Origin of the sequence: Streptomyces sp. NPDC028722, from assembly GCF_040637655.1 — a bacterium.
Classification (GTDB): domain Bacteria; phylum Actinomycetota; class Actinomycetes; order Streptomycetales; family Streptomycetaceae; genus Streptomyces.
In genome coordinates this window covers 1-11804 of sequence record NZ_JBEZWU010000064.1, presented here as the reverse complement: position 1 = coordinate 11804, position 11804 = coordinate 1, and the positions used below count along the sequence as shown (strand labels likewise).

11 protein-coding genes and 4 pseudogenes are annotated in these 11804 nt (G+C 68.1%); 7 read left to right on the top strand and 8 right to left on the bottom strand.

The genetic code is table 11. The features are described 5' to 3' along the window. From AB0F03_RS37345 to AB0F03_RS37330, 4 genes and pseudogenes are all read right to left on the bottom strand, one after another. Positions 1-258, bottom strand: a pseudogene (locus AB0F03_RS37345) (hypothetical protein); the annotation flags it as partial. Between the two features lie 326 nt (positions 259-584). Then, a complete protein-coding gene (locus AB0F03_RS37340; protein WP_362000807.1) occupies positions 585-758 on the bottom strand; it encodes a CsbD family protein in 174 nt (57 codons plus the stop codon). 147 nt (positions 759-905) lie between these two features. Beyond that, positions 906-1175 (bottom strand): DUF3761 domain-containing protein, encoded by a 270-nt coding sequence (locus tag AB0F03_RS37335; RefSeq protein WP_361999756.1) that lies wholly within the window; start codon positions 1173-1175, stop codon positions 906-908. A gap of 181 nt (positions 1176-1356) precedes the next feature. Then, entirely contained in the window at positions 1357-2025 is a 669-nt protein-coding gene (locus tag AB0F03_RS37330; RefSeq protein WP_362000804.1) for a class I SAM-dependent methyltransferase, read from the bottom strand. A gap of 89 nt (positions 2026-2114) precedes the next feature. On the opposite strand from AB0F03_RS37330, the gene AB0F03_RS37325 reads away from it, so the two are divergent. The 3 genes and pseudogenes from AB0F03_RS37325 to AB0F03_RS37315 all read left to right on the top strand — a co-directional run. Next, positions 2115-2366, top strand: a complete 252-nt coding sequence (locus AB0F03_RS37325) for a hypothetical protein (protein WP_362000802.1) — start codon at positions 2115-2117, stop codon at positions 2364-2366. 178 nt (positions 2367-2544) lie between these two features. Then, a complete protein-coding gene (locus tag AB0F03_RS37320; protein ID WP_362000799.1) occupies positions 2545-2862 on the top strand; it encodes a hypothetical protein in 318 nt (105 codons plus the stop codon). 47 nt (positions 2863-2909) lie between these two features. Further along, positions 2910-3029 (top strand): annotated as a pseudogene (locus tag AB0F03_RS37315) (DUF6417 family protein); the annotation flags it as partial. A gap of 96 nt (positions 3030-3125) precedes the next feature. Here AB0F03_RS37315 and AB0F03_RS37310 read toward each other — a convergent pair. Together AB0F03_RS37310 and AB0F03_RS37305 are read right to left on the bottom strand one after the other, a co-directional pair. Beyond that, the gene (locus AB0F03_RS37310) at positions 3126-3401 is read right to left on the bottom strand and encodes a DUF6233 domain-containing protein (protein WP_362000816.1); all 276 of its coding nucleotides are present in this window, start codon (positions 3399-3401) and stop codon (positions 3126-3128) included. Position 3402: 1 nt separating this feature from the next. Beyond that, a pseudogene (locus tag AB0F03_RS37305) lies at positions 3403-4076 on the bottom strand (AAA family ATPase). A gap of 227 nt (positions 4077-4303) precedes the next feature. Here AB0F03_RS37305 and AB0F03_RS37300 point away from each other — a divergent pair. Both AB0F03_RS37300 and AB0F03_RS37295 read left to right on the top strand, forming a co-directional pair. Continuing rightward, entirely contained in the window at positions 4304-5011 is a 708-nt protein-coding gene (locus AB0F03_RS37300; RefSeq protein ID WP_362000813.1) for a class I SAM-dependent methyltransferase, read from the top strand. 177 nt (positions 5012-5188) lie between these two features. Then, a pseudogene (locus AB0F03_RS37295) lies at positions 5189-6202 on the top strand (hypothetical protein). A 485-nt stretch (positions 6203-6687) separates the two neighbouring features. Here AB0F03_RS37295 and AB0F03_RS37290 read toward each other — a convergent pair. Both AB0F03_RS37290 and AB0F03_RS37285 read right to left on the bottom strand, forming a co-directional pair. Then, complete coding sequence (locus AB0F03_RS37290) at positions 6688-7743, bottom strand: hypothetical protein (RefSeq protein ID WP_362000797.1); 1056 nt, start codon at positions 7741-7743, stop codon at positions 6688-6690. A 669-nt stretch (positions 7744-8412) separates the two neighbouring features. Continuing rightward, complete coding sequence (locus AB0F03_RS37285; RefSeq protein ID WP_362000794.1) at positions 8413-10425, bottom strand: hypothetical protein; 2013 nt, start codon at positions 10423-10425, stop codon at positions 8413-8415. A 658-nt stretch (positions 10426-11083) separates the two neighbouring features. On the opposite strand from AB0F03_RS37285, the gene AB0F03_RS37280 reads away from it, so the two are divergent. Both AB0F03_RS37280 and AB0F03_RS37275 read left to right on the top strand, forming a co-directional pair. Then, positions 11084-11332: a hypothetical protein gene (locus AB0F03_RS37280; RefSeq protein WP_362000791.1), complete on the top strand. Its 249-nt coding sequence runs from the start codon at positions 11084-11086 to the stop codon at positions 11330-11332. 317 nt (positions 11333-11649) lie between these two features. Beyond that, on the top strand, positions 11650-11804 hold a 155-nt coding region (locus tag AB0F03_RS37275; protein ID WP_362000810.1), incomplete at its 3' end, for a transposase.

Below are 11804 nucleotides of genomic sequence, written 5' to 3'. Positions count from 1 at the left end.
CAGCTTGGGCCACAGCAGGTCGTCCTCGCCCTCATGGTGTTCGCCCAGGGCACCGAGCACCAGGCCAAGATGGTCGGCGAGCACAGCAGTACGCCGCCGGTCGCCCGGGGTGGCAGCTTCGACCAGATCGGCCAGGAGCGGTATCTCGCGGCGGAAGACGCGGTGCAGGACGACCATCTCCTGCGGGTCCAGACGGTCGGCGGTGAGCGGGCCGGTGGTGGGCATCTGGGTCCACTTCGACGGGAGAACGGTGATCATTCCGAGGAACCCGCAGCCTAGCCTAGGCCGTCGGGCTCCTTGCGGGTGGTGAGGACGTCGAACACGTCGCGGCCGTCGGCGACAGGCACGCGTTCGGCAGGACCTTGAAAACCTCCGGGTTGTGAAATGCAACAGGCAGCAGGTCGACGGGCCCACCGGCGGCTGCAAACCTTGTGGTTCGCGGGCGCGCCGCGGCGCTGTGACCCACAGCAACGGCCGACCTGACTGCGCCCTTCGACCAGTTGTGGTACGGACGCATAGAGGGGGAGGACATGCGTGGGGGCGGCCCGGTTACGGACCGCCCCCCAGGTGCTGCTGTTTGTCTGTCAATGTCGGCCGGTGTCCTTCAGGGACTCCTTGGCCTCGCGGGCGTTACCCGCGGCCTCGGCCGCGTCGCCCTTGGCAATCAGCTTGCGATTGCCCACGGCGTGTCCGGCTGCCTGAGCGGCCTTGCCTACTGCCTGTTCGGCCTTGGCCCTGGCCTTCTCGCTGGCGGCCATGTCGCTCACCTTCCTCGGTTGCCGGTCTGAGGTACTGCTGTGCGCATGACCCCTGACCGTGCCGGCAAACGCAAGGGGCGAAACGGCACAGCGTGTGGTCGGCACCGGTGAGATGAGCTGGAGGCCGAATTGGCCGCGGGTCGGGGCCTACTTGAACCAGTAGCGGACGCCGTGATGGTGGGAGCACGTCCCCTGCGAGTGCCGCGAGTAGGACAGGGAAGCGTCCTTGCACTTGGCGGTCTCGTACTTGTCCTTGGGCTTTTGGTGGTGCGTCCAGCCGCACAGCCCGGTGGTGTGATGGACACAGTGGTGAGCGGTGTTGGTGGACGGCAGAGTGGCCGCAGACGCGGTCGGTGCGCTGAACAGAACACCGGTGAGAGCGACAGCGATAGCCGGAGCAACAAGACGTGCGCGCAAAGGAACCCCCCTTTGAGTTGAACGAGTGCAGCGGGAGTTTATAGCGGTTTCAACGACCTGTAGCCCACTCCCATAAATCCGGTGTCGCCGCTGGTCCGCGCGGTTCTTGGACGGGCTGGACGGACGAGCCGTCCAGCCAACGCGACCGGCGGAGCCGTGCCGCTTCGAGTCGTGACGATCGTCAGCTGGGGCGTTTGGCCATGACGACCAGACCGGGCCCGCTGTACTCCGTCGGGGGGAGCCGCAATTCGGCGACCGGGTTCAGGCCGGCCTGCTCGATCAGGTTGACGAGTTGTTCCGGCCGCCACTTGTGGGTCGTCCAGCGGACGGGTACGCCTCCGTAGGCCTCGGTGCGCACCGCGTCCTCGTCTCCGACGTGTGTTCCGGTGATGAAGTGTCCGCCTGGCTTCAACGCGCGCGCGAACAGGGCGAGGACCTGGGGAAGGACGTCACGGGGGAGGTTGAACAGCGACCACCACCCCAGCACGCCGCCCAGGGACGCTTCACCGAGGTCGAGCTCGGTGGCGGAAGCGACAGCGAAGCGGCACTCCGGATGAAGGCGGCGTGCGTTCTCGATCATGCGAGGAGAGAGATCCACCCCGGACACGTCGAGCCCGCGTTCGGCGAGGTAGGCGGTCACCGTTCCGGGCCCGCAGCCGACATCGAGGAGGGGCCCGAGCCCGTGCACGGTGTCAGCGAAGGCGTCGATCGACGCCTTGAGCCACGGATCCCTGCGGATGTCGCCGACTCCAGTCGTCACGACCATGTGGGCATAGTTGTCGGCCACCCGGTCGTAGGACTCACGTACAACGTCGAGATCGGCCGGGCGGTCAATAGGGTGTGCGCGCATCAGCCAACCATAGGAACCGCACGGGGGTTTGGGGCTGGTGCAGCGGTTAATACCAAGCCGTTCTTCACGCCCCGGCTGACCTCGTGAGGGTGTTCGTACTCACGGCCGGCCTTTCGCTGTGCCGGTACCACCGGGACATCCTGGGCACCGTCGAGCGGTTGGCAGCGGGCGAGGAGCCGGACGTGGACCGCGGGCGCGGCGCTGACACGCAGGGCGTAACCCTGACCGAGCCGTACGGTGACGCCGTGGTCGAGCGCGGCGCGCTCGTCGGGCTCCAACTCGGTCGTGCGGAGGAAGTCGGCGACCTTGCCCGGCATGTCGAGGGTGACCGGCAGCTCTGAGGCCGGGGCGTCATGCTGGGTGGGTGCAGTGTGCTCGGGCAGGAGGTCGGCGACGGCGGTGCGGATGGCGCCACGACTGACGCCATGTTCACGGGCCTCTCTTCGCCAGTAGGCCAGGTCCACGCAGGAGGGCCTGGTCGGCGCAGTCACCGGGGGAGTCCGGGAGCCGAGCGCGCTGTTGCTGGGCCGCTACGACCCGGCGGGCCGTCTCCGCCTGGTCGTCCTCACCTCACCACTGCCGGCCGCGGCGTGCCGGGAGGTGGGAGCCCTGCTGGCCCCGGCGAACGCCGGTCACCCATGGCACGGTGTCCGTTTCTCGGCCGGCTGGGGGCGTGGCGACCTCGATTTCATCCCCGTGCAGCCGGAACTGGTCGCCGAGTTCGTCGCCGATACCGCCGTCGATGAGGGCCGGTGGCGTCATCCGGTTCGCTTCGCCCGTGTCCGCGACGACCTGGACGTCGACGCTCTGCCCCTCGTCGATCCGGGGCGGGCGTGACTTCAGCCGGTACACGGCGTTGCCCTGGCGTGGACGGCTTCGAGGACATGGACCTGGACGAGATCGAGTTCGCGCCGGTGGAGGGAGCGGGTGAGCGGCTGGCGTTGCTGACGCTGGAGGAGGCGCACAACCTGCTGGACTGGCTGCGCGAGGTCGCTGCCGGGAACGGGCCGGATGCTTCGGTGGCCGGACGCTGGGCGAGGGAGGTCGCCGCCCGGATCCCGCCCCGGGACCGACCGCCGGCCGCCCGGCGCGGCCGGCGGTCAGTCGGTGATCCCCAGACCGGTGTCGGGCCGGCAGTGGGTGCAGGCGCTGGTGCCTTCGGCGAGCAGTCGCCGGGCCTCCTCCCGGTCGACGGGGCGGCGTCGTTTGCCCGCCATGTGGCAGGTTCCGCTGTGGACCTGTACGGGTGGCCGGTCGACGCCGATGCCGCGTTCGACGATCCACTCCGGTGCGGCCGGCTTCGTGCGGCGACCGTACTCCTCCTCGGCTTTCCGCTGCGTGCCTGGGCAATTTTGCGGTCGATGCGTGCCAGCCACATCACGTGCCACACCCGCATTCTGTGGAATCAGTTTTGTCAGCTGTAGTCGCGCGAGGAGATCCGGCCTCCGAGACCGGGGCCTGGGTCAGCAGTTGGGGGAGCGTGGAGGCCTGCTTGTCGTCGGTCAGGTAGCGCCAACGCAGACGGGTGAAAGCGGTGGGACTGGGACGGTGCGGGAGGAACTCCTTGATCTGCTGGGCGCAATCGCGTGGACTCGACGTGCTGGTGTCGCACTCCAGGTCGTAGTCGCCGTGACGGTGAACCAGTTCGTATTGATGCGCCGCAAGACCCGACGGACGGTCGCCCCGCGCCTGCTCGCGGCGGACCAACTCGTCAAGCGGGCAGTGGACACCGACGAAAAGGACATCCTCAGGGCGCAGCACCGTCAAACAGTCGACCAGACGCCACGGTTCGCTCAGCACGTGATCGACCACGATGTCGTTGCCAACCTTGGCCATGGCGGCGATCGAGCGGTGGAAGCCCATCCGGGTACGCCGCAGCGCGGCGGCGAATTCCTCTGAGCCAAGCTCCCGCATGCTGCGCATCGCGTTGAAGGCGTCGACTGCCAGATGGAAGAAAACGCCGTCGTCCAGGATGCCCAAAAGCTCCCGCGCCACGGTCGACTTCCTGAGCTGGACGTGCCGTTAAGGAAGATGATCCGTCCACGTGTCATAACTGCATGGTCACATGACGCCGTACCGCCGCCGCTTTCACGGGATAGACGGGCCACATGATCACCCAGCCGGATTCCACGTAACTTCTAGGGTGTGCAGCCGTTCCGGGTCCGGCGGCAAATCATCGAACATATTCTTGGGGCTGAGCGCTTCAGTTGGCCGCTCTGAGTGTCACAGTTGGCCACGTCTCGTGCCCTCAGCCAGAAGGAGTGTCCTGGTGAACTCGATGGTGCAACCGGACGGAGTCGCAGGCGAGTGGCCGGATCGAGTGACCGCCGCACGCCGCGAGCTCGCCGAGCACGGGCCGCCGCGGAGTCCCGATGGGGGTCCGGACTTTGCCACCGTCACGCTGCCGGAGCGCGATTGTGATCAGGTACGTGACCTTTTGGTGGGCGAGCGAGTCGGCACGGTCGTCGAGATCGGACTCGCCTATGCCAGTTCGGCGCTGGCGATCGGCGAGGCGCTGCTGCGCGCCGGTTCACGGAACCCGCGGCATGTGGTGATCGACCCGTTCCAGTTCACGGCGTACGACGGTGTCGGGTGGGAGTTGCTGCGCAGCGCCGGCCTGGACGACATCGCCGAGCTGGTGACCGAACCATCGCAGCGGTTCCTTGCCCGGTTGGCCGAGGCGGGCTTCGCCGCGGACGCGGCATTCGTCGACGGCAGCCACCACTTCCACAACGTGTTCGTCAACCTCCACTTCCTGGGCGAGATCGTCCGACCTGGCGGCGTTGTGCTGCTCGACGATGTCTGGTGGCCATCGGTCGGCGCTGCCGTGGCGTACTTCGAGACCAATCTGGGGTGGCGTCCGATACTGGGTGCTCTGGCCGAGGGCACCGCCGACTCGGCCAGCGGTCGGGCGCGGACCGGCGCCTACCGGCTGCCCGATCCGCGCCCGACGCCGGACTTCAAGGAGTTCCGGCCGTTCTGCTGATTCGGGTGGGCTCGCGAGGCTCCACCCGAATCGGGCGACCGCGCGTCAGTCACAGTGATGGCACCGCGTTGAGCTTGGAATGTCCAACTGGAATGCTCACTGGCCAACTGAAGCGCCGTGTCGCACCCGCGTGTTCGATTCTATGTTCGATAGCGTGGGGATGTGGAGGTGGTCCGGATGAGTGATGGAACGACGCAGGCCGGATGGTCGACGGTGATGCATGTGCGCTGCCCTGACCGACTGCCGGAGGATCCCTACCGGCGGGTGCTGGAGCTGCTCACAGACCTGTCACCGGTGGTACAGGCCTTGCCCCCGACCGCTGCCCTGGTCGAGTTCAAGGGTGCCCTGCGGTAACACGGCACGGACGCGGCCCACCTGGGCGACATCCTCCGTATCCGGTCGATCTCCCGGCTCGGAGTCGACCTCCGGATCGGCGTCGGTCCCACGGTCACGGTCGCGGCGACCGCCTCCGCCCAGATCACCGGGCCCGGTGGTGTCCTCGTCGTCGCCCCCGAGGAGGTCACCGCCTGGCTCGGCCCGCTGCCCGTCCAGGCCCTGCATGGCATCGGCCCTCGCCAGGCCGCCGTCCTGGGCGACTACGGCATCCACACGGTCGGGCTGCTCGCCGCCGTCTCCTCGGCAACCGTGCAGCGCCTGCTGGGCAAGAAGGCCGGCCGCCTCGCCGCCGACCGCGCCCGCGGCATCGACCCCCGCCCCGTCGTTCCCCGCGCGCTGCCGGCCTCCGCCGCCGTCCGCCACCGCTTTCCTCGCCACACCCTGGACGGTGCCACTGTCCGGGCCGTCCTGCTGGACCTCGTCGTCCGGCTCGGACTCCAGTTGCGCCGCCGCGGTCAAGCCGCCCGCGCCCTGACCCTAACTCTGACGTTCGCGGGCGGTTCCAGTTGGGAGAAGACCCGCCGTCTGCCCGAGCCTTCCGCCCACGACGAGGATCTGTGTACTCTCGCCTACCAGCTGATGGACGCCGCTGGCTTGGAACGCGCCCGCCTGACCGGGCTCGTACTCAAGGGCGAGGACCTCATCGACGCCGGTCAGGTCGCCCAGCAGATCAGCCTGGACACCGCGCGCGAGTCCCCCCTCGTCGCCGAACAGGCCATGGACCGCATCCGTGACAAGTTCGGCCCCGGCTCCATCGGACCGGCCGCCGCCATGCGCATCCGCCACGCCTCATGACCCTTCTCCTGGTGCGTCGAGACGATGCAAGAGGTGTCCCGGGCGCCCGCGCCCTCGGATCGGTCGAAGCGGATCCGCCTCGCGTGACCAGCTCCGGCCGCTACCACCTGCTGCTCCGATCCGACGGCCGGCCGGTCCAGCACGGCTGGTGGGGGTGTGAGGAGACCGCGCGGGACAAGTTCCGGCGCTGGGTCGGCGAGTACGGGAGCATGGTCCGGCGCCCGGGTCACCCTCACCGACGAGGAGAACGGCGACGTCCTGGCCGTCTGGCCCGACCCACGGTAGCCTGCCCCGCTTTTCGGCCTCTCCAAGTCAGCCACTGGCGCAGATTGTCGAAGCCGATGGGAGCCACTGAGGCAGGTTCCATCCAGCTGATCAGCCCAGACAGGCGAGACCAGGCGGCTACCGCAACTCGCACCTCGATCGCTCAGTCGACCACGTGTGCCAAAGCGAATCCAGAGTTGTTTGCGAGACAACCTTTCGTCTCAACTGTTGCGGCGCGCCCACTGCGCGGCCCGGACGCTTCCCTCCTGAATGTCCTGCCGGGGTAGCTGGAGGTCGAAAGCGTCCTCCAGGGCGTGGAAGTACAGCTCGAACTCGTTGGTGAGTTCGAGGTGGTCCAGTTCGGCGCGGCGTATTGCTTGGTTGAGGAAGTCGAGCTGACCGCCTCGGAAGTAGGGGGCGCGGCCGCGGTCGTACCAGATCAGTTCCAGGACGCCCCAGTCGTCGTCGATACGGCGGCCGTCGCGCATGTAGTCGAAGGTGTAGATGGCCTTCGCGGAGGTGGCACTCAGGTGCACCGTCTCGGTGACGCCGAGCCGGGCCAGAGCCTCATGATCGGGCCCCAAGCCGGGGGTCTCGTGGTACATCAAGAACGCCCACCCGCCGGCCTTCCCGAAGCAGCAGGTCTCCCAGACGATGTCCCAGTAGTCGAAGGTCCCGGCGTCCATGCTGCGCAGATCCGCAAGACGGGTACCGGCGGCGATCTGTGCGGGGTCCGCTCCGTGCAGCAGGGCGAGCTGTTCGGCGCTGATGTTCTCGCCGCGGAAGAAAGCGAGGTGGGTGTAGGGGTCCTGCTCGCGCCAGCTGCCGGCGATCCAGGCGAGGCGCTCCAGCGGGTCGCGTCCGCATGCAGTGGGCTGTGTACTGTCCATTCCGCCGTTGCGGAATCTGCGACCCCAGGCGGGGTTGATCCGGTCCAGCAGCTCGGCCTGCCCGGAGACGAGGTCGGCTATCGGGCCGCGGCCCGGGGACCGGGCCGCGATGTGCTCGGCGAGTGCGCGAACCGCGTCCTCGGCGGCGAAATACAGCACCTGATCCAGGTCCTGAGTGACGAAGACCTCGCGGTAGGGGCCGATCTGGCCGCGCACCGTGCCGTCTTCGTCCAGGACCAGGAAGAGGCGACCGTGCGGCTCGCCCACTTGCTGCTCGTACTGGTCGGGTGAGGTGCCGGTGGACGGGAGCATCGCTTCGTCGAGCACGTCAGAGCCCACGGTCACCTGGTGCCAGGCCCGTTTGAGTGTGTACGGCGATATCTGCATGGGCGTCAGTATGCGAGCGGGCACTGACACTAGCTCGTAGCGGTTGGTCCCGATGGCTCCGGCGTGTGCGGTGACGGCGGCCGGCGCCCGCTGTGCGCCAGCGCCGCCACTGCGCGTCGCATTCCTCGCCGGTAAGGCCGGTGAGCCTGGCGCGTTCCTCCTCCGAGGAGCGTTCCAACGCGAGCAACTCGTCGTCGGGCTGTCAGTCACGGCCCGGATCCTAAGCGGCTGGGCCCGGTCGCCGATGATCGGACCTACCGCCTGAATGGGTGGCGCTGCTGCCCGTTCCCGGGCGGGCCGCCCGGCGGAGCGGCTACGAAGACACGGCCCTGTCTGTCATCTTCGAGAGAACCCTGCCGTGCGTCTTGTCCGTGCCGTAGCCGCGGCCGCCGTGCTCGCCGCCCTCCTCATCCCCACCGTCGGGCACGCCGTACCGGTGTGACTGAGCGCTGGAGATGGCGGCATGTGCCATCTCCAGCGCTCAGTCATCACGGCACGATCGCCGCGGCCGCCATGCGACCCTGTCGAGCCGGCGTCACACCTCCCACCTCACTCCACGCCTGAACACGGGCCGGTACGGCAACGCCGGGGCGGCCCGTGTTCAGCAACCGGTACGGGGGCGGTAGACGCGCGCACCGCTCGCTGCTCGACGGCGACACGGCGAATGTGTCAGCTGGCCGGGCGGCGGTACATCACGTAGAGCTTGATGTTGTGGGCGGCGGCTGAGGGGGCGTCCATCAGCTTCAGGGGCTGGCTGCCGCCGACGATGGCGGCGGTGCTCCAGTTGTGGGTTGCCTGGGGGAGAGTGCCTACGTACAGGTTGCCGTCGTTTCCCCGGAGGAACATCCACAGCTTGTTCTCGAAGGCGGTCAGAGCGGGGGTGTGGTTGGTCTGCCAGCTGTGGATGCGGCTCCGGTCCGACCATTCGGCGCCGCCGCTGGCGACGCTGTAGTACACGAAGCGGTCGGTGCCGGCGGCGGCGCGCCACAGGTAGCCGTCGAAGGGGCATACGGCGACGGGCCGCTCTGTCCGCCAGTTGATGTTGTCCTCGTACGCCTGGCTCCATTGCCGGTCGTCGTGGGTGTTGAGATAGGGCACCCGGTTGGTGGCGATCTGGGTGAGCCACACCCTGTCCTTGTACTCGGGTGCCAGGGAAGGCCCCAGGTTGGTGACGTAGTTCGAGAGCTTGGTGACCGGGCTCCAGGTGGTGCCGTTGAAGGTGCGCCAGTACAGGTTGTTGTTGTTGCCGGTGACGGCGTAGTACAGCTTGCCGTGGGCGACGGCCAGGGCGGGCTGGTGGACGGTCTGGTCGGTGCCGATGGCCGCGGGCGTGCGCCAGGTGGTGCCCTCCAGGCGGGACCACATCACCTTCTGGTCACCGGGACGGGCCCAGACGGCGTACAGCTTGCCGCCGTAGGAGGCCAGTGCCGGGGGCGTGATGCTCTCCCAGGGCAGGGTCAGCGGCTTGCCCCACGCTGTGCCCTGGTACACGGCGTACTCCAGTTGCCCGGTGGGGAAGGGCACCTTGTCACCGGAGTACTTCATCTTCAGGACGTGGTAGCCGTCGCCGTTGAAGTGCAGGTTGGTGCTGCCCTGGTGGGCGAGCAGAGCCAGGTCGAACCGGTCCAGGACTAACACCCGCTCGCAGGATAGATCGTCCTCGTTGCGCAGGTGCTCGACGATCGAGGTGAAGAAGATGGCCAGGTCCAGCGCGATCCCGACTTTGATACCGACGGGAATGAACTGGCTCATGATCTGCCATTGCCAGGTGTCGAACAGGTGCTTGGACAGCTGGTTCATGGCGGTCTGCAGCCTGTCGTACCAGTCGCTGGTGGACTGATCCGCCTCCCAGCAGTACATGCTCAGGATCATGGCGTTGCCGACCTGGCCGTCGAAGATCGTGCGGTTCGAGGTGGAGAAGGTGCGGGTGTCACCCTTTTTGACCGCTCCGAACTCCTGCGACTTGTAGCCGGGACCGCTCACCTTGTCGCTGGTGGAGGACGTACACCAGTAGATCTCGTCCCTCCCGCCCCCTTGGTCACCGACGGCCCGCTCAACGTAGAAGCTCTCCAGTTCCAGCTTGGCCCTGAACGGCGCGGGTGTCGCGAGAACCTCCTCCCCGGGCTCGGCCCCCGCTTCGGCTTCGGCGGTGCCCGCCGCCGGGGCTGAGGGCGGTGCGGCGTCGAAGACCGTCACCCCGAACCCTGCCCCGCGCACGCCCGCCAGGAAAGACGGGCTGTCGAAGTCACGCCCGGCTGCCAACACCTCCCGGTCCACGACCTGACTGTTCGCCCGAGCCATGTGCTCGGCCGCCACCGGCCCGAAGTCCGCCTTCAGGTTGGCGGTGGTGTAGCCGGAGGTCACCGGACGCCTGGTGATCACCTCAGGCACCACCGCCAGCCGGCCCAGCTGGGTCACCGCCTCCCGGTAGACCTGCCCCCACTGCTTGATCTCCGCATCCGACAGCGCCGCGCGCAAGACCCCCAGCGCCTTCTGCTCCAGGTCGGTCGGGGCCTGCCCCACCCGCAGACGGTCCGCGGCATGCAACGCCGCACCGAACAGCACATTGCCCTTATCGCCCTGGCCCAGCGCCCGCACCACCCGCGAATCGCTGCGCGTACCCATCAACAGCCCCCGCAGCTTCTCCAGCCGCTGCTCCGGAGTCGTATCACCATTGGCCACAACTATTCCCTCCACCAGCCCGGTTGCCGCAGGTCAGACCGCCTGCGAATGTCAGGACGCTACGCGCGTCCGCCGCCCAACCCGGAGGTTTTCACCCAATGGCCGGATAAAGGACCCAAAAGACACTGTTGACTGCGGCATCCAAGCGCGCTCGGCATCCCTGCGCACCGCAGGTGCGGAACCATGCAAAACGCGGGTCTGCGATCGGTCAGCGTTGACCGGCTGTGTCCTGTGAAGGCTCCTGACGACCGCCCTGTGCATGCCCAACGTGCCCCGAACTCCCGGCCGCCTCCCTGCCAGGCAGGGCCGGTTGACGCACACCACCCAACACAGCCAGCTCTCCACGCCATCAGCGCACCATGCTCGCGGGCCACGAGGCGGAGAATCTCGGGAAATCGCCCAGGTCAGGCCTTTCCGGCACTACCCCGCCCCGCCGACTCAAATGCACGGCCCGCCAGATCTGATGCTCATCCGCCAGATCTAGTGCTCAGTCTCAACCGGCCGGCGCCGCTGGAGAGGACTCCGTCACCCTTCCCGTCCGGGACGCCCTCGCCGGGCTGCCCGCGAGGCTCGCGCCGAGCTGCACCGCTTCCAGGCCACGCTGCCCTGGTCGCGGGAGCCTCACGACGGATGGGAGGCCCCGGAGCCGGCCGCCGGGATGGCTGGGTATCGATCGTCCCGGCCGCCCACGAAGGGCTGGGCCGACGAGCAGAAGACCGAGTACGACCGCCTGTGGGAGAAGTACCGCACGACGAGCGCTGCCGTCTACACGCATGATCACTGGCAGCAGTGCGGGAACAAGGGCTACGAGGCGAGGCAGGCGCTGAAGCGGAAGCCGGAGGCACAGCCGGTGGCCGCCGTGGAGCCGACGGCCGAGCCGGCCCGGGAAGCCGCCCTGGCCTGCTGAAAAGTTGCTGCGAGTCCGTACTTGTCCGATGCGGACTCGGAGCGGCTAAGGGGTCGCACACAGCCCTGGAGTCTCATCGCGCCCGAGTTCGCCCGCCCCCGCACGTACGTCCTGAGCACGCCGAGCGTCGGCTCGGCTGGCCCGGTCTACCTCACCCGTACCGAGTCGGTCGGCTCCGTCGTCGTCCACCGCTTCGGCTCCCGCACCCTCCGCCTGGTGCTCATGGCACTCTGTGGAACGGCATGCCCATCGCCGACCCCACGGAGGAGAACTACCTCAAGGCCGTGTCTCTTTGGTGGCTCATCAGTTGATCGGATGTGCCTGTCCGGTTAGTGATCACTGATGCGATGTGGGACCGGATCGAGCCGCTGATGCCGGCCGATCCGGTCCGCGGACGGCGGTGGGCCGATCACCGCCGCACGCTCGAAGCTATCGCGTGGAAGTACCGCACCAACTCGCCCTGGCGGGACCT

Excerpts from the sequence above, each read along its gene's own strand:
- AB0F03_RS37340 (WP_362000807.1), bottom strand. The coding sequence starts at position 758 with ATGGCCGCCAGCGAGAAGGCCAGGGCCAAGGCCGAACAGGCAGTAGGC.
- AB0F03_RS37290 (WP_362000797.1), bottom strand. The coding sequence starts at position 7,743 with ATGCAGATATCGCCGTACACACTCAAACGGGCCTGGCACCAGGTGACC.
- AB0F03_RS37280 (WP_362000791.1), top strand. The coding sequence starts at position 11,084 with ATGGCTGGGTATCGATCGTCCCGGCCGCCCACGAAGGGCTGGGCCGAC.
- AB0F03_RS37330 (WP_362000804.1), bottom strand. The coding sequence starts at position 2,025 with ATGCGCGCACACCCTATTGACCGCCCGGCCGATCTCGACGTTGTACGT.
- AB0F03_RS37300 (WP_362000813.1), top strand. The coding sequence starts at position 4,304 with ATGGTGCAACCGGACGGAGTCGCAGGCGAGTGGCCGGATCGAGTGACC.